Consider the following 21,002-nt stretch of genomic DNA (forward strand, 5'->3'; position numbering starts at 1 on the left):
ATGACTTATTCTACTCTGTCGCTCTTATCTTATTGATTATTTACATATTTCTCATTGTGAATGTCATGCTTTCAATAACATTTGTTAATGCGCTTGCTGTATCTAATGAAGTTAAGCAAGGTACACCGTTTTCTACAGTAGTACGACGGATTTGGAAACCATCTCTTTCTACTTCTTTACCTTTTGTCATTGTATTAATCACAATTTGTACTTCTCCGTTTTGAATACGTGTTAGTAAATCATCTTCTCCACCGATTTTACCTACGACTTCAACTGGGATGTGATGTTCTTTTAATTTTTCAGCTGTACCTTCTGTTGCTAAGATTTTATAGCCTACTTCATTTAAGCGATGTGCTATTTTTACGATTTCTTCTTTATCTTTATCACTAACTGTCATTAATACAGTACCGTGATCTTTAACTTCAACGCCACTACCCGTTAAGCCTTTATATAATGCTTTTTCTAATGTCATGTCTTTACCCATAACTTCACCGGTAGATTTCATTTCAGGTCCAAGCGTTACGTCTACATTTTTCAACTTATTAAAGCTGAATACTGGTGCTTTAACATATACACCTTCTGAGTATGGTTGTACACCTTGTTTATAACCTAAGTCTTTCAACTTAGTACCCATAATCGCTTGCATTGCTAATTGCGCCATTTGAATATCAGTGATTTTACTTAAGAATGGCACTGTACGGCTGGCACGTGGATTCACTTCTAATACGTAAACACCATCATGTGCGATAACGAATTGGATATTGATTAAACCAACGATATTTAAACCTTTAGCCAATTTGATAGTGTAATCTTCTAGCGTATCGATATCTTCTTGGCTTAATGTTTGTGGTGGATACACTGCGATTGAGTCACCACTATGCACACCTGCGCGTTCGATATGTTCCATGATACCAGGGATGATAACTGTTTCACCGTCTGAAATCGCGTCTACTTCGATTTCTTTACCTGTTAAATATCTATCCACTAATACAGGATGTTCTGGACTCGCTTTAACCGCTTGTTCCATATAGTTTTCTAATTCAGTATCGCTATTTACGATTTCCATTGCACGTCCACCTAAAACATACGATGGGCGAACTACAACTGGATAGCCAATTTCACGGGCATTTTCAAGCGCTTCCTTAGGAGAAGTTGCTGTCTTACCTTTAGGTTGTGGCACATCGATCTTACGTAATAATGCTTCGAACTCTTTTCTATCTTCTGCACGGTTTAAGTCTTCTAGTGTCGTACCTAAGATTTGAACACCATGTTTCGCTAACTTATCTGCTAAGTTGATTGCTGTTTGACCACCGAATTGCACAACCACACCTTTAGGTTGTTCTAAGTTAATGATGTTCATTACATCTTCTTCAGTTAATGGTTCAAAGTATAATTTATCTGAAATTGAAAAGTCTGTTGAAACTGTTTCAGGGTTATTATTCACGATAATTGCTTCATATCCAGCATTTTGGATAGCCCATACAGCGTGTACAGTAGCATAGTCAAATTCTACCCCTTGACCAATACGGATTGGACCTGAACCAAGTACTAAGATTTTTTCTTTATCTGTAACAATTGATTCATTTTCAGTTTCATACGTACCGTAATAATATGGTGTAGTAGATTCGAATTCTGCTGCACATGTATCTACCATTTTATATACTGGCTTGATATTGTTATCTTGGCGTAATTGATATACTTCTTCTTCTGTCATGCCAAAGCGGTGAGCGATAACTTTATCACTGAAGCCATAGTCTTTAGCATATTTAAGATATTCTAAATCACCAGGATGTTCTTTTAATTCATGTTCAATGTTAATGATATTTTGGAATTTATTTAAGAAGAAATAATCGATTTGAGTCATGTTATGAATTTCTTCTAATGTTGTACCACGACGAATGGCTTCACCGATGAAGAATAAGCGTTCATCATCTTGATGACCAATACGTTCTTTAATATAGTCTAAGTCGAAACTTTCACCATTTGGTAAGCCTAAATGATGTACTCCATATTCTAATGAACGGATGGCTTTCAATAACGATTCTTCATATGTACGTCCAATAGCCATAACTTCACCAGTGGCTTTCATTTGCGTACCCAGTTCTCGTTCACCTTTTTCAAATTTATCAAATGGGAAACGAGGAATCTTAGAAATAACGTAGTCTAACGTTGGTTCGAAGGCAGCATAAGATGTGCCAGTTACTGGATTTAACATTTCATCTAACGTTAATCCTACTGCGATTTTAGCCGCTAGTTTAGCGATAGGATAACCAGTTGCTTTAGACGCAAGGGCAGATGAACGTGATACACGTGGGTTTACTTCGATAATGTAGTAATTTAAAGAGTGTGGATCTAAAGCTAATTGAACGTTACATCCACCTTCAATTCCTAAAGCTCTGATGACTTTAAGTGATACATCACGTAGCATTTGATATTCAACATCAGATAGCGTTTGGCTTGGTGCCACTACGATTGAGTCACCAGTATGGATACCGACTGGATCAATGTTTTCCATATTACATACTACAATCGCATTATCATTTTTATCACGCATTACTTCATATTCGATTTCTTTATAACCTGCGATTGATTTTTCAATTAAACATTGTGTAGCAGGGCTATAATGTAAACCATTACTTACTACTTCTTTTAACTCTTCATCATTGTGACAAATACCGCCACCAGTACCACCCATAGTGAATGCTGGGCGTACAATTAACGGATAACCTACTTGTTCTTTGAAAGCAAAAGCTTGTTCTACCGTATTTACGATATCACTTTCAGGTACAGGAACATCTAAGTCATTCATTAATGATCTAAACAATTCTCTGTCTTCTGCTTGTTGAATTGATTCAAGTTCAGTACCTAATAGTTTTACATTATTTGCTTCTAATACACCGCTATCATGTAATTGAATCGCCATGTTTAAACCAGTTTGACCACCTAGTGTTGGTAGTAATGCATCAGGTTGTTCTTTACGGATAATACGAGCAATAAAATCATGTGTTAACGGTTCGATATAAACTTTATCTGCAATTTCTTTATCTGTCATAATTGTTGCAGGATTCGAGTTAACTAAGATAACACGGTATCCTTCTTCTTTAAGCGCTAAACACGCTTGTGTACCTGCATAATCAAATTCTGCAGCTTGTCCTATTATGATTGGACCTGATCCAATTACTAGAATGGTTTGAATATCGTCACGTTTAGGCATTTACTGTATGCTCCTTTTCTTTAAATTCTTTCATCATCGTCATAAATTCATCGAATAAATAATTTGAATCACTTGGGCCTGGTCTTGCTTCAGGGTGATATTGTACTGAGAACGCAGGTAATGTTTTATGTCTTAAACCTTCTACTGTGCCGTCATTTAATGCGATATGTGTAACTTCTAAATCTGTATTTGCTAATGAGTCTTTATCAATCGCATAACCATGGTTTTGGCTAGTAATATCTACTTTACCTGTACGTAAGTCTTTAACCGGATGGTTCGCACCACGGTGACCAAATTTCATCTTGAATGATGTAGCACCTTGAGATAATGCGAATAATTGATGTCCTAAGCAAATACCGAAGAATGGAATTTTACCTAAGATGCCTTTAATCATATCTAATGCCACATCTACTTCATCTGGATCCCCAGGGCCGTTTGATAACATTACACCATCTGGTGACATCGCTAAGATTTCTTCTGCTGATGTATCGTATGGTACAACTGTTACGTTACAGCCTCTTGAATTTAATTCACGCACAATGTTTTGTTTCTTACCAAAGTCTAATAATACAACGCTTAAGTCTGAACCTGTTGAAACATATGGTGTTTTAGTTGAAACTGTAGTCACTTCATCGCGAGGTAACTCTGCAGTTTTTAAGTTTTCAATTAGTTGTTCAATTTCTTCTTTATTATCAGTGAATCCAGCTTTTAATACACCATGTTGTCTGATTTTACGTGTAATACTGCGTGTATCAACGCCTGAAATTCCTGGAATCTTGTATTGTTCAAGTACTTCGTGTAATGTTTTTTGTTTTCTAAAATTACTTGGATGTGTACTTGCTTCTTTCACTACTACACCATTTAATGTAGGTGTTAATGATTCGAAATCATCTCTATTAATCCCGTAATTTCCAATTAATGGGTAGGTAAAGGTCACGATTTGACCAGTATAAGATGGGTCAGAAATTGTTTCTTGGTAACCTGTCATTGCAGTGTTGAACACAATTTCACCGATAGATAATTCATCTGATCCTAATTTATAGCCTTCATAAAATGTCCCATCTTCTAATACAAGATAACGTCGTTCAAGCATCTTACTTATCCTCCTTAAATTTAACTTCGCCTTCAACCATTGTTAATACTGGATTACCGTATACTTTGTATCCAATGAATGGTGTATTGTCCGCTTTAGATAAGAAATCTTCGCCTCTGATTTCACGTTCCTCATCTAAGTTAATGATTGTTAAGTCAGCAAAGCTTCCTTCTTCTAATCTGCCATATGGTAAATCAAATGTTTCAGCAGGTTTAATTGTTAAATAATCCACTAATTGTTGAAGTGTCCAGTCTCCATTTTTCACAAAGTGTGTGTATAATAATGGGAATGCTGTTTCACTACCCACAATACCGAATGGCGCTTTCGTCATCGGTTGTGCTTTCTCCTCTTTAGCATGAGGCGCATGGTCTGTTGCGATACAATCGATCGTACCATCTAATAACCCTTCTAATAACGCTTCTCTGTCTTCTTTACTTCTTAAAGGTGGATTCATTTTGAAAATGGCGTCATCCCCTGGCACATCATCTTCTGTTAATAATAAGTGATGTGGTGTTACTTCTGCAGTCACATGAATGCCTGCTGCTTTAGCATCACGGATTGCTCTAACACTTTCTTTAGTAGAAACGTGACATACATGGTAATGACAATCTGCAGCTTCTGCTAATAATACGTCTCTAGCAATTTGTACTGCTTCACAAATATTAGGGATACCGGGAATGCCTAATTCTTCACTACGTTTACCTTGATGCATCGCACCACCGTAGATTAAACTGTTATCTTCACAGTGTGCGACTACAGCTTTATTTACTTTAGCAGCTTGTTGCATTGCTTCATACATCATAGCGGCTTCTTGCACGCCTACACCATCATCAGTGAAAGCAAAAGCGCCCTCTTTAGCTAAAGCTTCAAAATCTACATGTTCTTTACCTGCTTCACGAACTGTAATTGAAGCGTATGGTAATACACGTACTTGAGCATTTTCTTTAATAAGTTCATTTAAACGCCCCATATTTTCAACTGAATCTGGTACAGGACGCGTATTAGGCATTGGACACACTGTTGTGAAACCACCACGAGCTGCCGCTTTCGTACCTGTTTCAATTGTTTCTTTATGTTCACCGCCTGGTTCACGTAAGTGTACATGTACATCTACAAATCCAGGTGCCACAAATTGGCCTTGTGCATCAATTACTTCAACATCGTCTTTTTCATGAATTGAGTTACTAATTTCTTTGATGCGTTGCCCATCAATTAATATTGAGACTTGTTTCAGTTCACCGTTATCTAAAATTTGAGCGTTTTTGATTAATTTCATTGTTTACTCCCCTTTTCCTGATAATAGTTTATTGATAACTGCCATTCTTAAATACATGCCGTTAGTCATTTGTTTAAAGATACGTGCTTTAGGTGCTTCAACTAATTCTGAGTCAATTTCTACACCTCTGTTAACTGGTGCTGGATGCATTACAATCGCATTATCTTTTAATTTGTCATAACGTTCAGTAGTTAAACCATATTTCTCATGGTATTCATTTGCTTCAAAATTCGCTTCACCTGTTATACCGTGTCTTTCATGTTGTACACGTAATAACATTACTATATCTACTTGATCAATCACATCATCAATTTGAACATATGGCGCATCGAGTGTGTCATCCACCCACTCATCTGGACTAGAGAACATCACTTCTGCACCTAGTGCTGTTAAGCTAGTGTAATTACTTCTAGCTACACGTGAGTTTTTAATGTCACCACAAATTAATACATTTAAACCTTCAAACGAACCATATTCTTCATAAATTGTCATGATGTCTAATAAGCTTTGTGTAGGGTGCTGACCACTTCCGTCACCCGCGTTCGCAATCGGAATGTTAAGGTTCTCTAATTCTTCGTAATATGCATTTTGTGAATGTCTAATAACTAATAAGTCCACGCCAATGCTTTCTAACGTTTTACATGTATCGTAAAGTGATTCACCTTTTTGTACAGAAGAAGTACTTGTTTCAAAGTTCACTTCTTTCAAGCCAAGTTTTTGTTCTGCAACTTCGAAGCTACATTTTGTACGTGTAGAATTTTCAAAGAATAAGTTTGAAACAAATTGACCTTCGTATTGTGGTAATGCTTGTTCGCCTGATTTATAATCGATAGCTGTTTGAATTAAATCGTAAATGTCCTCGTTTGATAAGTGTTCCATAGATAATAAGTTTTTCATAAAGCGCCTCCTGATAAATAATCTATTTAAATTAGTGTTTTGGTTCTTCTTTTTCTTTTGGCAAAATTAAATTTAAGATAATACCTGAAAGTGCTGCTAACGCCATACCTTCAATTTGAAGATTTATGCCAAGTCCTTTTAAGTTGATAAGTAAGTTACCAATACCAACTACTAAGACAACTGACGCGATAACTAAGTTACGGTTGCTTGAGAAATCAATGTTACTTTCAACTAACATTCTTAAACCACTTGCAGCAATAATACCGAAGAGTAAGATGGAAACGCCACCCATGACTGGTGTAGGTATTGATGAAACAAGAGCTGAGAATTTACCGATAAATGAAAGCACAATCGCAATGACTGCTGCGCCTCCAATGACATAAATACTGTAAATTCTTGTGATGGCTAACACGCCGATGTTCTCACCATATGTTGTACTTGGTGGTCCACCAATGATACTTGCGAACATTGTTGAGACACCATCACCAATGATTGAGCGATGTAGACCTGGATCTTCAAAGAAGTTACGTCCTACGATTTTGTTAATAACCATTTGGTGCCCAATGTGTTCACTTACTGTTACAAACACGATGGGTAACATTACCAAGATTAATCCTATGTGTATAGATGGAACATAATCTTTAAACGGTAAGTAGATGTGTGGGAAATCAATCCAGCTTGCTTTTGCGATAGGTGCGAAATTAACAATTCCCATGAAGATAGCTACAATGTAACCTACTATAATACCGATAAGCACTGGGATAAGTGATAAGAAACCTTTAAAGAAACCTTGTACGATAATCGTTACTAATAATGTGATTAAGGCAACGACTAAGTAGCTTAAGTTGTAACCTTTCATCTCACCTGAGTTTTCAAATATCGCCATGTTTACTGCTGTAGGTGCTAAACTCAAGCCAATAACCATGATGACTGGTCCAACTACTACTGGTGGTAACAGATGCATTAACCACCCTGTGCCACTGATTTTGATTAAAATACCAATGATAATGTACATCACACCACTAGCGAATAAAGCGACTAACATATCACCTAAGCTATGTGTACTTAATCCAGTGATGATAGGCGTAATAAATGCAAAGCTTGAACCAAGATACGCTGGAATTTTCGCTTTTGTTATTAAGATGTAAAGTAACGTTCCTATTCCTGAAGCTAGCAATGCTGCCGAGATTGGCAAACCTGTTAGGAACGGTACTAATACTGTTGAGCCGAACATGGCAAATAAATGTTGCAAACTAAGTAATGCCCACTGCGTAGGTTTCGGTTTATCTTTCACATCTAACACCGGTTTGACGGTGCGTTCAAACATTTGATCATTTTCCATCTTTTTTTCTTCCTTTCTATAAAAAAAGTCTCTTTACATTGTGGATGTAAAGAGACTAAAAAATTTGTACTCGTGTTAATAGATAATGTGGAATGTAACGTAATTTATCTATTAAGTACGTGATAAAGTATTTAATTGCAGTGAGTATTATGATAATTTAATTGATTATTTTATATTATCGATTTACATGCTCACCATTAAATACTTCACCTTTTTCAGTCTCTCGTACTGATTTAAAAGGTCCTTATTCAATTACTACTGCATTACGTGAATCCTTTTCATCTAAATAAACTGAAACGGCTTCATTTTTAGCAGTTGGAATATTCTTTCCAACAAAATCTGCTCTAATTGGCAATTCACGATGCCCTCGATCAACGAGTGCCGCTAAGCCAATCTTATTTGGTCGAGAATGTAATAGTATTGCATCTAATGAAGCTCTGACTGTACGTCCAGTATAAAGGACATCGTCGATAATGATGACAACTTTATCTGTGATATCAGCATCAATATCGATAGCTTCTTTAGTAATTTGTTTATTTGTGATTTCGATATCATCTCTGAAATGCGTAATGTCAATCGTACCGGTTGGAACACTTTTTTGCTCAATTTGGTTAATTTTATTTTGAATGCGTCGTGCTAAGAATTCGCCTCTTGTTTTAATTCCGAGTAATACAAGATTTTCAGTACCTTTGTTGTATTCAAGAATTTCGTGCGCAATGCGTGTGACTGTTCTTTGAATTGCAGCATCATCCATAATGATACGTTCTGACATTATCTCACCTCTTAAAATATAAAAACCCTCATGCCTTTAATCAAAGACACGAGGGTTTATTTATATACAAATATGTAATGCTTATGCGATTACATATTAAAAGTTTCACTTAATAAAACATATCGACCTAATATCGATGCTATGTTTTAATTTAGTATATAATTATTCTCTCTGTCTTTGAAGCCTCTCTGGACTTTCACTTAAAGACATAACGTTTTCTTATTTGAACTGTTATTAGCTTAATGCTTTTTTGAAAATAAGTCAATGCAATTTTTAAAAAAGATACATTCTTAAACTGAAAAAATTTTAAATACATAGTTCTTAGATAGAGATTCACTCACTTAAGTTGCTAAGCTTTCCAGGGGTGCCGTCTCAGCCTGTAGTCTTCTAAAGCAGTTCTTAAATGGATTAGCATTTCACTTAAGTTGAGACGCTTGCCTAGGGGGCTGGGTCGAGGCCTTGGTCTCGACACTCATCCTGCTCCCTCAGGCGTCGCTCAACTACGCTCCATCATCCATTTTAGAACTACTTACCTACGTGCCTCAGCACTTAGGTTCATTAATAATTAGCATAGGAGTCTACGCAACTACGTTTCGTTATCTATCTTAGAACGCCTTACACAAGTGCACTTGCACTTGTGTTCAATATAAAAAAACGCCAAAAGTTGCGCAACAGCACTCGTAGTTCATCTCTAGAATTCCTTACCTAAGCGCTTTAGCACTTAGGTTCATTAATAATCAACATAGGCGTCTCATAACTACGCTTCGTTATCTATCTCAGAACTACTTATGTTTGTTAACATCCATATAAATATACAATAACCTCACAAGCGAAATAAAATCATAATAATTAAAAAGAGACAATTTCTATATTATTGCAATAGAAATTGTCTCTTGTACTTATTCAAGAACTGTATATCCTAGTTTCTTCTATATTATGCTTCTCTTAAACGAATTTCTTCTAATAAATCTTTAAATTCTTGTGGTAAGTCAGCTTGGCGTTCAATGTATTCATGTGTCACAGGATGTTCGAAACCAATGACACCTGCATGTAATGCTTGACCACCGATGTCAAGTGTTTTTCTAGGACCATATTTAGGGTCGCCAACTAATGGGAAACCTATATATTTCATATGCACACGGATTTGGTGCGTACGTCCTGTTTCTAACTGACATTCAATTAATGTGTAATCATTAAAATGCTCTAATACATTAAAATGTGTTACAGCATCTTTACCATTATCGACTACATCCATAGATTGACGATCTTTTTCATTACGTCCAATAGGTGCATCAATCGTACCATAATCATGTGGAATATTACCATGAACTAACGCTGTATATTTACGTTTAACTGTTTTATCCATAAGTTGTTCCACTAGTCCACGATGGGCAATATCATTTTTAGCAACCATTAATAAACCTGACGTATCTTTATCGATACGGTGCACAATACCGGGACGAATTTCTCCATTAATACCTGATAAATCTTTGATTTGATACATTAATCCATTAACTAAAGTACCTGTATAATGACCTGGTGACGGATGAACTACCATGCCTTTAGGTTTATATACAATAGCTACATCTTCATCTTCATAATAGATATCTAAGTTTAAATTCTCAGGTTGTATATCCGCTTCAACGACTTCTTTTTCAGTCACAACTATGTCATCATTCATTTTAACTTTATAATTTGATTTAATGACTTTGCCATTAACTGTCACAAGTCCTTCTTTAATCCAATCTTGAATTTGACTTCTAGACCATTCTCCATTGAACTCAGAAAGTAATTTATCAATTCGTTGCCCAACAAGTTCTTCACTATCTATCTTATACTCATATGTTTCCAAGTTATAACCTCCTATCCTTTTGATGTCGCATCTTTAATTAAAGCAATGATGACTAATATTACGCCTATAGTTAAACTTGAATCTGCTATATTAAATATTGGAAAATCATATCCAAAAATATTCGTATCAATAAAGTCTACTACCTCACCATTAAATAAACGATCAATAAAGTTACCTAATGCGCCAGCAAATAATAAACTAATCGCTACTTGCATAAATAAATTATGCTTTGCTTCTTTAATATAAAATAATACGAGCACCACTAAAATAATAATCGTGATAATGTAAAAGAATACCATCTTACCACTTAAAATTCCCCATGCTGCACCATTGTTTCTGTGTGACGTTATATTTAAGAAATTAGGAATTACTTCATATGAATCTCCAATATTCATCGTCGTCGCGATTATGCGTTTCGTTATTTGGTCAATCGCTAAAATAGCGATTGCTATTATAAGTGAAATACCAATATAATATTTCTTTTTCATTCACGTGCCTCCATTCACACCTCAATGCTTTGACAACACTCTACATTATAGCTTAATAGACTTTATAAAAAAAGCTACAGTTTCAATCTCAATCTATTTAAATTTTATCATCTATTACGCTTTAGCATTATTTTTAGGATGAATGTAATTATACTCTTTCACTTCATAAGTTAGTATATGTCTTGTTGTCACTTCGTAAGGCTTTTTATAGTTCATATCTGACACTATGAGTGAACCATTGTCATTTACTTTTTCTACATAAGCCACATGACCATGGTCGCCTTCAGAGGTTTGTAATATTGAACCAACTTTTGGATTTTCATCAACTTTATAACCTTCATCTTTAGCGTTTGATGCCCAATCTTTAGCATCTCCCCATTCATTGTTAATCTTTTTACCGTCTTGACGAATACGATCGAAAGCATAATAAGTACATTGTCCTTTAACATACGTGTTAAACTTCATGGGATTGCTTTGCCAAAAATGTATGGTCGGTTCTGTCATATCCTGATTATCTACACCATCATAAAGCGCACCACCTGTAAAAAGTGCACTTCCAACTATTATTATTAATAAAAGTTTTTTCATTTTATCACACTACTTCTATATAAATTAAATCGAAATAAGAAATCATTAAGTTCTTTAATAGTTAAATAAGGGATTTGGGATAATAGATATTTATAAGTATTAAACAGTAAGTAGAGTGATTCTCATCAATTTTAAACTAAATAATTATGAGTGAATTGAACGAGGGTAACATTGGGCAGAACCTAATAAAAGAGAGAAATTATCTAAAGAAGCTATTCGTTCTAAACCAAACTATTCTATAAAATCATCTTCTACTTACGTATTGCAAAAATCACTTACGTAAAATAATTAGTTTAAATTTACTATAAAATACTAAATATTTTACCAGTACTCTATATAGTTTGCAATTTATTAGCTTACTATTTTCAAATTATTTATAAAAAAAGGCCAATTCACTGAATCAATTTAATCAGTGAATTGAGCTATCAGTAATACTTATATTATTTTTTAAAACTATTATAAATTTTTGCGCCTACATATGCGCCCACAATAGCGCCTGTTGTCATAACTAAATTACTTGCAAATTTTTCTTTTTGAGATGACAGTTGTTTTTCTTCTTCTGATGCTGCTAAATAATCCATATGTTTCATGAAAACATCCATTACAGCTTTATGAGCATTCGCTTGTGTAAATTTATAAATCGTCCATGGTAAAGTTGGTTCGTATTCTTGAAGTGCGATTAAACCTTCATTCGTATCTAAAATACGTCTAAATTCAAACCTAGCATTACCATCATCTCTAGCTAATGCAAGATCGCCACCCACGATTCTATATACAATCATTTCTTTTGTAGCGTCGTGTTCATCTCTCTCCATTTTCAAAAGGAATTTATTAATTAGCGGTAAACGAATATTGAATTCATATTCATTAATATTGCCACTAACCAAGTGTAATGTAATATCATTAATAAATTTTGCATATTCTTGTGCTACATCACGTATTGAATAACTTTCAGGTATTTTAATTCTTGTAATAGCACGAACATCTTTAATTTCTTCTTTTTTATTTTTCTCATTAGAACGCTTAGATTTAGATTCCTTACTTTTTTTCACTTGTCCATGCTTTTCTTCTTCTTTTAAAGCTTTTTTTATACTATCTTCGTAATCAATATTGCCAAGTGAAAGTTCTGGATGAATACGATGAGGTGGTGGAATCATATCGTGAACTAAGTTATTCATTAAAGGATAGACCATTTCTTTTGGTACTTGTGATATTAACTGTACCCAATAACGACTCACCCAAACAGGAATGATAGGTAAATCTAGTATAGGTAAGCGTTTATCTAATACGTTAGCTGTGCGCTTAATTAATTCTTTATAGTTCATTACTCCTGGTCCCGTAATATCAAATGTTTCATTTTCATCCGGTGCACGGTCTACTAATGCTACTAATTTATCAATAACATCTTCGATTGCTACTGGTGCAATCATATTGTAGGCCCAACTAGGAAGAAGCATTGCTGGTAAACGATCAACTAATCTTTTTAAAATAGGATAGGAACTACCTTTAGAATCAATAATTAAACCAGCACGTAATGTACTTACTGGAATACCATATGAACCAAGAATTTTTTCACATTCTGAACGACTACGTAAATGAGATGATATATTATTTTCATTAGGAATAATATCATTCATGAAAACAATATGTTTTACACCTTGTGCTTTAGCGGCACGTGCAAAGTTATCTGCAAGTAATGCATCCATATCTTCAAAATTAGCTTGAGTTAATTTCGCACTTGACCTCATAGAGTGTACTAGATATACCGCAATATCAATACCTTCCATAACTTCTGTAATTTCATCTAAATCAAATAAATCTGCTACTTTCCAAGTTACGTTCTGTTCATCTTCTTTAATATCTCCATGTCGCGAAATTGCTATAATTTCATGTTTTTCTTTTAATTGTCCTTTTAAGTGACCCCCAATATACCCCAAATCCCCTGTTAACAATACTTTACCCATGATGCCACTCCTTGACATTTTTACTCAAAAATATTTATACGAAAGTGTTTAAGACTATTTATAAGAAATATTAGTCTTTCAAACTAAAATCAAACATTGCACAAAAACTTAATTTAATGAAACTGTATCTTGAATAAGTATGCGTTAAAAAAACTGTCGACAAAGTCAGAGACCTTGTCGACAGTCTGAAATATTAAACTAATGTTTTAACGACTTCTTGGCAGCGTGGACATAAGTGTTCAAGTTCACCTACTGAACCTAATTCTTCACTATAATTCCAACATCTATCACATTTTTCACCTTCAGCATGTTCAATGCGTACATCACCGTGTTGATATGAGTCTGCATTTTCAATTGAATCAGCAACTTCAACTTGTGAAACGATAAATAATTGTTGTAAATCAGCAAATTGTTGTAAGAAATCAGCTGCTTTAAAGTTATCGTTATTACCGATGAATACTTTAGCTTCTAATGATTTACCGATGACTTTATTATTACGAGCCACTTCTAGCGCACGGTTCACGTCATCACGTAATGCCATAAATTGGTTCCATTTATCTAATAATGCTTGGTCAACATCGACTACTTCAGGCATATTAGCTAAATGTACGCTTTCTTCTTTAACATGTGGTGTATGAGACCATACTTCTTCAGCAGTATGAACTAAGATTGGTGCTAATAATTTAGTCATATCAACTAAGATTTGATATAGTACTGTTTGCATGCTACGACGTTTATGCGCATTTTTCTCTTCAATGTAAAGAATATCTTTACCATAATCTAAATAGAAATTACTTAATTCAACGTTAATGAAGTTTTGAACTTCTTGATAAATATTTAAGTAATCGAAGTTATCGTAATGATTAATAGTGCTAGCTGTAAATTCACGTAAACGATTTAATAAGTAACGATCTATTTCTAATAATTCCGCTTCAGGTACAGCATCTGTATCAGGATTGAAATCATTAATGTTACCTAACATAAATCTCAATGTGTTTCTGATTTTACGATATACATCAGAAGTTTGTTTTAAAATTTCGTCTGAGATACGTACGTCAGCTAAATAGTCAGTACTGCTTACCCATAGACGTGCAATGTCGGCACCTTTTTGTTTTACTACTTGGTCTGGCACAATAACGTTACCAAGTGATTTACTCATTTTCTTACCTTCTCCGTCCATTACGAAACCGTGAGATAATAAGAATTTATATGGTGCTTGACCTCTTGTAGCAACTGCAGTTGTGATTGATGAGTTAAACCAACCGCGATACTGGTCACTACCTTCAAAGTATAAATCAGCTGGGAAACTTAATTCTGGACGATTTTCTAATACGCCTCTGTGAGAAGAACCAGAGTCAAACCATACGTCCATAATGTCTGTTTCTTTAGTAAATTCACCATTTGGACTTCCTGGGTGAGTAAATCCTTCTGGTAATAAATCTTTAGCTTCTCTTTCGAACCAAACATTTGAACCATGTTCAGCGAAAAGATCTGCTACATGATTAACTGTTTCTTTAGTCATAATGATGTCGCCATTCTCAGCATAAAATACTGGTAATGGTACACCCCATACACGTTGACGAGAGATAACCCATTCGCCACGGTCACGAATCATGTTATAGATACGTGTTTTACCCCAGTCTACTTTAAACTCTGTATCTTCAATCGCATCTAAAATATCTTGTCTTACTTTACTAATTGATGCGAACCATTGTGGTGTAGCGCGGAAAATAACAGGTTTTTTAGTACGCCAGTCATGTGGGTAACTATGTGTAATGAAGTCTAATTTTAATAAAGCTTCTTTTTCAGTTAATAAATCTGTAACTGCTTTATTCGCTTTATCATAGAACATACCTTCAAATTGGCCACCTTCTTCAGTGAAGACACCTTTATCATTTAAAGGACTGATTACTGGTAAGTCATATTTTTGACCTACAACATAGTCATCTTCCCCGTGTCCAGGAGCCGTATGAACACAACCAGTACCTGCATCAGTTGTAACGTGCTCGCCGTTAATTACTAGTGATACGCGGTCTAAGAACGGATGTTGTGCTTCAACATATTCTAATTCTTTACCAGTGAATTCTTTTTCTAATTGAATAGCATTCTTATCCCATCCTAAAGCTTCTGAAACTGACTCAGCTAAAGCTTGAGCAATGATATATTTTTTACCATTCACATTGTATTGACCATATTTAAGTTCTGGATGAACTGTAATAGCTACATTTGATGGAATAGTCCATGGAGTAGTTGTCCAAATGATAAATTGAGCATCTTCATCCACTACACCTTTTGAATCTTTGACATCAAATGCTACATAGATTGATGCTGAACGTTTATCATGGTATTCAATTTCAGCTTCTGCTAATGAAGATTCACTTGATGGTGACCAGTATACAGGCTTTTTACCTTTATAAATAAGTCCTTTATCAGCCATTTCACCGAACAAACGAATTTGAGCTGCTTCATATTCAGGTCTTAACGTGATATAAGGATTATTAAAATCTCCACGAACACCCAAACGTTTAAAGTCTTGCTTTTGTAATTCAACTTGTTCTAACGCAAATTCTTTACATTTTTCTCTGAATTCTGCGATTGACATTTTTTTACGGTCTACACCTTTTTTAGTTAACGCTTGTTCAATTGGTAAACCATGAGTATCCCAACCTGGAACATATGGTGCATAGAAACCTTGCATTGTTTTGTAACGGACAATGATATCTTTGATAATTTTATTTAGCGCATGTCCCATATGAAGATTACCATTCGCATATGGTGGACCATCATGAAGAATATACGTTTGGTTTCCTTTGTTTTTATCTAACGCTTTTTGATAGTGATCTTCAGCTTCCCATTTTTCTTGAATCTGAGGTTCTTTAGTAGGAAGTCCCCCACGCATTGGAAAATCTGTCTTAGGCATTAATAAAGTATCTTTATAGTTCATATTTGTTTCACTCCTTAAATATAAAAAAGAACTCTAAGTTCAATTAACAGGGACGGAAATTCCGCGGTACCACCCTTATTAACTCAACTTAGAGTTCTCTCATGTTACTTATTTTAATATCGCAAGTCAGTGATATAAGAAATATGCTTTTACTAGGCTCTCACCATATCCTAGCTCGCTGTGAAAAGATAACTATTTCTTACGTGTCTGACTTAATTCACATCATATTATTTAGTAGATGTAGACTCACTGTTACTTACATTTGATGTAGAAGTAGCAGATTCACTAGTGTTTGTTGATGAAGCTGATGAATCAGTGTTTGAATTCTCAGCTTGTTGATTTTGTGCATTAAGTTGTTCTTCAGGTGTAATATCTTGTTTATTTAAATGCTGGAAATTTTCTTGAGTGACTTGTTCAGCATCTATATCATAATTTAATAAATAATCCCAATCATCATTTTTTAATAAATCTAATTGAGCTTCAACAAGCATGCGGAAACGAGAGCGGAAAACTTTAGACTGACGTTTCATATCCTCAGTTTGGAATGATAAATGACGTGCTTTTTCAATCGCATCATTTACAATCATATCTGCTTGAGCTTGAGCTTTAGAAATTGTAGCTTCAGCTTCTTTATTCGCTGCTACTTTAACTTGCTCACCTGCTTGTTGTGCTTGAACTAAAGCATCACTTACAGATTGATGAACTTGTTGATAAGATTTAATATTAGTATCTCTCTCTTCAACTACTTTTTCAAGTTGTTTTTTTTCTTCTTTTAAACGTTCAATTTCATTGCTTAATTGAGTTAAATAATCACTTACTTCTGCAGGTTCTAAACCATTTTTTACTTTTGTAAATTCTTTATTTTTAATTTCATTCGGTGTAAAAGGCATCTTATATCCTCCTCAAATCGGACTTTTTATAAACATTTATTCCAAATCTTATACCGTTATTTAAATAATGTTTGGTAAGTAATATGAATTTTATCTTTTTTCGTGCGACCACCCACATCGGTAATTTGAGCTCGCCCAAAACCTTGAATGGATAATAAATCATTGATTTGTACTTGGAAATCTGGAGAATCGATAATGGTATGATTCACTTTCACGCGTTTTTTCTCAATAAGTTGTTTAGCAATTGCTCTCGATTTATGAATCATTTCTTTTAAAACAACATCTAATCTTAACGCGCTAACTGTGCTACCATGACTCTTCCAATTCTCTACTGATTGTATCATATCTTTAAATAGAATAGAATTAAGTTTAACTGATGCGCCTTTAATCTTTGTCAATTCTGTCATAATATATGATTCTAATTGTTTTGTCAAAACGAATTGTATCGTTTCTCCTACTAAAATATCGCCTACTTGCTCCCTTTCAATACCTAGCGACATTAATGTTCCTAATACATGTTGATGTTGAAGTGTGACAAATTTTTCAGGATAGTCAATTTGAATTAATGTAATTTCATAATCCTCTTCAGTAGCTTCATAGTAACTTGGCGCAATAATGGCTCTTTTTCTCTCGGAATGAGGTCCACCAAAAAATTGTACATGCATATCATCGAAGCTTCCTACCACTACCTTAAGAATATATTGTCCTCTTGGATCTAAAAAGTTTGTTAACACAGGCGCATATTGTTGATTCACTTGATCACACTTATCTATTAATTGATCGATTAAAGGATGCTCTTCATTTCTAAAGTGTTGATAAATATCTATTATAGTTACCTCCTTTTTTATTTTTCGGAAAATGAATTTACTATTATATAAACTGTGAGGTTAAGACTAAACATGATATGAGGCTAAGACAACTAAATGTCCTAGCCTCATCAAAAATTTATTTCATTATTAAATAATTTATAATCATAGCAAAAATACTTTTTAATCCCCATTGGAATAACACAAGTACAAATAATGCTACAAGTGATGAAATATCAATCATTCCAATTGGAGGAATAATTTTTCTAAACGGTTCTAAAAACGGCTCATAAATTTTAGATAAAATTTCGCCAAATTTAGATTCCCTTATACTTGGCACCCATGATGTAAAGAAATAAATAATCATACCAAAATAGTATATTTGAACTAGCACAAGTATAAAGTTAAATATATTAGCTATTAGGCTAATGTCCATAGGCTATTCTCCTTACTCGTAATGATGCGCTTCCATTTGTTCGATATGATCAGTAATACTTCCAGCAACTTCTACATTATCAGGAGTACAAAGGAAAATATCTGTACCAACACGTTGAATATCTCCACCGATTGCATACACCGTGCCACTCAAAAAGTCAATAATACGCTTAGCTGAAACTTTATCAATGCGTTGTAAATTAACTAAAGTAGCGCGACGATTTTTCAACTCATCTGCTATATCTTGTGTATCTGAGAAAACACGAGGTTCGAATAAACACATTTTCGAACTTTCATATACAGAATATTCCTGTGCAGATTGGTTCATAGTCACAACATTTTTTGAATTCGACTTAGTAGACGTATTGTTCATACGTTTCTTCCTTTCCTCTGTGTTATAATTTCGTGATGTTTTCTTTTGAGGTACCGTCTTTAGATTATTTTGCTGCGTTTGTGGACGTTCTGATGTTTGATTTTGTTGTACGTTATTTTGTTTTTCTTCCTTTTGAACGACGCGTTGTTGACGTTCTTCAGGACTTTCTACTTCTTCTTCATCTTCCATAAGAAAAAAATTATTAAATAAATCTTTAATAGCCATGGGGCTCACTCCTATTCTCCAACAAGTTTAGTCCCTATTCTGATAAACGAAGCACCTTCTTCTACAGCAATTTGATAATCATTACTCATTCCCATAGATAAAAACTCACACGGTGCATAATCTAATTTAAGGTTTTTGATTTCATTACGTTTTAATCTTAATTGTTTAAATAATTGACGAATATAGTCATTATCTTCTGTATAAGGTGCCATTGTCATTAAACCAACAATTTTGATATTACTATATTGTTGGAGTTGTTGAATAAAGTCATTAACTTCATCTAAAGCAATGCCATGTTTACTTTCCTCACCTGAAACATTAACTTGCACAAAGCATGAAATAACATGATCTGCTCTTTTATTAATTTCCTTGGCAAGACTTAGGCGATCTAACGCATGAAGATAATCTATATCATTAATAACTTCTTTAACTTTTCTTGATTGTAAAGAGCCAATGAAATGCATTGTAACATCATCAGGCAACGCTTCTTTCTTCTCAAGAAATCCTTTTAAACGGTTCTCTCCAAAGTGACGTAAACCTGCTTCATATGCTTCTTTAGCTCGGTCTATTGTAACATATTTTGTAACCGCAATCACGTCAGGTATAGTAGATGTTTCACTTTTGGCAATATGCTCATTAATTTCTTTTTTAATTGTTTCTAAATTTTGTTTTACTTCCATTTCAATATCAACCTCGAGTTATAGACTAAGTATATCAGACTGTATATAATCTTTTACATTTATCTTTGGCAAAAGAGTATTAACAATCCATGTATCACATTGTTTTATCGACAAGTTTATACGTGTCTTAAATCACACACTCAATTAGTATTTTTGTCCAATAAACCCCATCATTCTTCCTGTTTGGCCCTTTTCAATTCGATAAGAGAAGAACATCGATAAATCTTCTGAAGTTGCATAATCAGTAATATAGATATTATCTTTAGGTACGCCTTTCTCTTCTAGTAAAAGGGCATTAGCACGTTTCAAATCAATACCATGACGATCTTTATCACGTGTTTCAATATATTGAGCGCTATCGATAGGTAAAGTTTTAAATTTAGATTGAATGTCGTCATTAATTTCATAACTCATTGAAGTTGAAGGGCCAATAACCACCTTTAAATCTTTATAATCAAAATTAACATGATTTAGCATTTTTACAGCGATTTGACTATATGTTCCTCTCCATCCAGCATGTGCTAATCCTATGAAGTGATGTTTCTCACTATAAAAGTAAACGGGCACACAATCTGCATAACACATCGTTAGCAACACATGAGAGTCATATGAATAAAGACCATCAATTCCATAGAGTTGATCACTAAGTTCCTCAATATTTGTACCTTGATGTTGTTGAGTGACATGTGCAATTTTGTCTTCATGAGTTTGAATAGGAAAAACCCATTCATCTCTTGGGTATCCAATAGCTTCAGCTAAAATTTCTTGATGTCGTGTAACATTATCTTGCTTATCATCTATGTAACGTGCCATATTAAATGAATGCTCTGGATATAAACTGTAACCCCCATCACGCGTTGTAAAGCCTAAAGTAATATTATGTAATTCTTCTGCTTCATAATTTAAGTAATGAGGATATTTAATAAATTGCTCTGACACGTAAAAAACCACCTTATGAAAAGTTATTTTTCTATTTATAAACAGTTGCCATATTATCTTTACTCTAAATATGAATATAAATTTATTATATAACAATATTCACTCTCTTTTAAAGTATATGAAAAGGAGTAGAATAGAATTCTTTATAGAATTCTGTTCTACTCCAAATAATTTAGCAATATAGTTTAAAAAATGAACTTATAAAATGTAAGCTATGCTTCATT

At 34.1% G+C, this 21,002-nt stretch carries 17 protein-coding genes; all 17 read right to left on the minus strand.

The genetic code is table 11. The features are described from left to right. Positions 1–40: 40 nt before the first annotated feature. The gene (carB, locus tag MT340_RS08245) at positions 41–3,214 is read right to left on the minus strand and encodes a carbamoyl-phosphate synthase large subunit (protein ID WP_243603752.1); all 3,174 of its coding nucleotides are present in this window, start codon (positions 3,212–3,214) and stop codon (positions 41–43) included. Next, complete coding sequence (locus MT340_RS08250) at positions 3,207–4,307, minus strand: carbamoyl phosphate synthase small subunit (RefSeq protein WP_243589530.1); 1,101 nt, start codon at positions 4,305–4,307, stop codon at positions 3,207–3,209. The genes carB and MT340_RS08250 overlap by 8 nt, the downstream gene beginning before the upstream one ends. Position 4,308: 1 nt before the next feature. Continuing rightward, on the minus strand, positions 4,309–5,583 hold the full coding sequence (locus MT340_RS08255) for a dihydroorotase (protein ID WP_243603753.1): 1,275 nt from the start codon (positions 5,581–5,583) through the stop codon (positions 4,309–4,311). 3 nt (positions 5,584–5,586) lie between these two features. Then, positions 5,587–6,480, minus strand: coding sequence for an aspartate carbamoyltransferase catalytic subunit (locus tag MT340_RS08260; RefSeq protein ID WP_243589532.1), 894 nt, complete (start codon positions 6,478–6,480; stop codon positions 5,587–5,589). A 31-nt stretch (positions 6,481–6,511) separates the two neighbouring features. Next, entirely contained in the window at positions 6,512–7,822 is a 1,311-nt protein-coding gene (locus tag MT340_RS08265) for a uracil-xanthine permease family protein (protein ID WP_243589533.1), read from the minus strand. A gap of 244 nt (positions 7,823–8,066) precedes the next feature. Next, a complete protein-coding gene (gene pyrR / locus MT340_RS08270) occupies positions 8,067–8,594 on the minus strand; it encodes a bifunctional pyr operon transcriptional regulator/uracil phosphoribosyltransferase PyrR (RefSeq protein WP_243589534.1) in 528 nt (175 codons plus the stop codon). 934 nt (positions 8,595–9,528) lie between these two features. Continuing rightward, positions 9,529–10,446 carry an RluA family pseudouridine synthase gene (locus tag MT340_RS08275; RefSeq protein ID WP_243589535.1) on the minus strand — a complete coding sequence of 306 codons (918 nt, stop codon included), beginning with the start codon at positions 10,444–10,446 and terminating at the stop codon, positions 9,529–9,531. Between the two features lie 11 nt (positions 10,447–10,457). Beyond that, positions 10,458–10,934 carry a signal peptidase II gene (gene lspA, locus MT340_RS08280; RefSeq protein ID WP_243589536.1) on the minus strand — a complete coding sequence of 159 codons (477 nt, stop codon included), beginning with the start codon at positions 10,932–10,934 and terminating at the stop codon, positions 10,458–10,460. A 114-nt stretch (positions 10,935–11,048) separates the two neighbouring features. Continuing rightward, the gene (locus tag MT340_RS08285) at positions 11,049–11,522 is read right to left on the minus strand and encodes a CHAP domain-containing protein (protein ID WP_243589537.1); all 474 of its coding nucleotides are present in this window, start codon (positions 11,520–11,522) and stop codon (positions 11,049–11,051) included. Positions 11,523–11,962: 440 nt separating this feature from the next. Beyond that, complete coding sequence (locus MT340_RS08290; RefSeq protein ID WP_243589538.1) at positions 11,963–13,486, minus strand: NAD(P)H-binding protein; 1,524 nt, start codon at positions 13,484–13,486, stop codon at positions 11,963–11,965. A gap of 193 nt (positions 13,487–13,679) precedes the next feature. Then, on the minus strand, positions 13,680–16,430 hold the full coding sequence (ileS, locus tag MT340_RS08295) for an isoleucine--tRNA ligase (RefSeq protein ID WP_243589539.1): 2,751 nt from the start codon (positions 16,428–16,430) through the stop codon (positions 13,680–13,682). Between the two features lie 227 nt (positions 16,431–16,657). Next, positions 16,658–17,320 (minus strand): DivIVA domain-containing protein, encoded by a 663-nt coding sequence (locus MT340_RS08300; protein ID WP_243589540.1) that lies wholly within the window; start codon positions 17,318–17,320, stop codon positions 16,658–16,660. 56 nt (positions 17,321–17,376) lie between these two features. Continuing rightward, positions 17,377–18,168, minus strand: coding sequence for a YlmH family RNA-binding protein (locus MT340_RS08305; protein WP_243590256.1), 792 nt, complete (start codon positions 18,166–18,168; stop codon positions 17,377–17,379). 97 nt (positions 18,169–18,265) lie between these two features. Continuing rightward, a complete protein-coding gene (locus tag MT340_RS08310) occupies positions 18,266–18,562 on the minus strand; it encodes a YggT family protein (RefSeq protein WP_243589541.1) in 297 nt (98 codons plus the stop codon). A 12-nt stretch (positions 18,563–18,574) separates the two neighbouring features. Further along, positions 18,575–19,159 (minus strand): cell division protein SepF, encoded by a 585-nt coding sequence (locus MT340_RS08315; RefSeq protein ID WP_243589542.1) that lies wholly within the window; start codon positions 19,157–19,159, stop codon positions 18,575–18,577. A gap of 11 nt (positions 19,160–19,170) precedes the next feature. Further along, positions 19,171–19,839: a YggS family pyridoxal phosphate-dependent enzyme gene (locus MT340_RS08320; protein ID WP_243589543.1), complete on the minus strand. Its 669-nt coding sequence runs from the start codon at positions 19,837–19,839 to the stop codon at positions 19,171–19,173. A gap of 144 nt (positions 19,840–19,983) precedes the next feature. Then, complete coding sequence (gene pgeF / locus MT340_RS08325; protein ID WP_243589544.1) at positions 19,984–20,778, minus strand: peptidoglycan editing factor PgeF; 795 nt, start codon at positions 20,776–20,778, stop codon at positions 19,984–19,986. Positions 20,779–21,002: the final 224 nt, after the last annotated feature.

This window comes from Staphylococcus sp. NRL 16/872 (assembly GCF_022815905.2).
Taxonomy (GTDB): domain Bacteria; phylum Bacillota; class Bacilli; order Staphylococcales; family Staphylococcaceae; genus Staphylococcus.

Coding starts and splice junctions, on each gene's coding strand:
- MT340_RS08315 (WP_243589542.1), bottom strand. CDS start 19,159: ATGGCTATTAAAGATTTATTTAATAATTTTTTTCTTATGGAAGATGAA.
- MT340_RS08250 (WP_243589530.1), bottom strand. CDS start 4,307: ATGCTTGAACGACGTTATCTTGTATTAGAAGATGGGACATTTTATGAA.
- MT340_RS08265 (WP_243589533.1), bottom strand. CDS start 7,822: ATGGAAAATGATCAAATGTTTGAACGCACCGTCAAACCGGTGTTAGAT.
- MT340_RS08260 (WP_243589532.1), bottom strand. CDS start 6,480: ATGAAAAACTTATTATCTATGGAACACTTATCAAACGAGGACATTTAC.
- MT340_RS08300 (WP_243589540.1), bottom strand. CDS start 17,320: ATGCCTTTTACACCGAATGAAATTAAAAATAAAGAATTTACAAAAGTA.
- MT340_RS08320 (WP_243589543.1), bottom strand. CDS start 19,839: ATGGAAGTAAAACAAAATTTAGAAACAATTAAAAAAGAAATTAATGAG.
- MT340_RS08255 (WP_243603753.1), bottom strand. CDS start 5,583: ATGAAATTAATCAAAAACGCTCAAATTTTAGATAACGGTGAACTGAAA.
- ileS (WP_243589539.1), bottom strand. CDS start 16,430: ATGAACTATAAAGATACTTTATTAATGCCTAAGACAGATTTTCCAATG.
- MT340_RS08285 (WP_243589537.1), bottom strand. CDS start 11,522: ATGAAAAAACTTTTATTAATAATAATAGTTGGAAGTGCACTTTTTACA.
- carB (WP_243603752.1), bottom strand. CDS start 3,214: ATGCCTAAACGTGACGATATTCAAACCATTCTAGTAATTGGATCAGGT.
- MT340_RS08290 (WP_243589538.1), bottom strand. CDS start 13,486: ATGGGTAAAGTATTGTTAACAGGGGATTTGGGGTATATTGGGGGTCAC.
- pyrR (WP_243589534.1), bottom strand. CDS start 8,594: ATGTCAGAACGTATCATTATGGATGATGCTGCAATTCAAAGAACAGTC.
- lspA (WP_243589536.1), bottom strand. CDS start 10,934: ATGAAAAAGAAATATTATATTGGTATTTCACTTATAATAGCAATCGCT.
- MT340_RS08310 (WP_243589541.1), bottom strand. CDS start 18,562: ATGGACATTAGCCTAATAGCTAATATATTTAACTTTATACTTGTGCTA.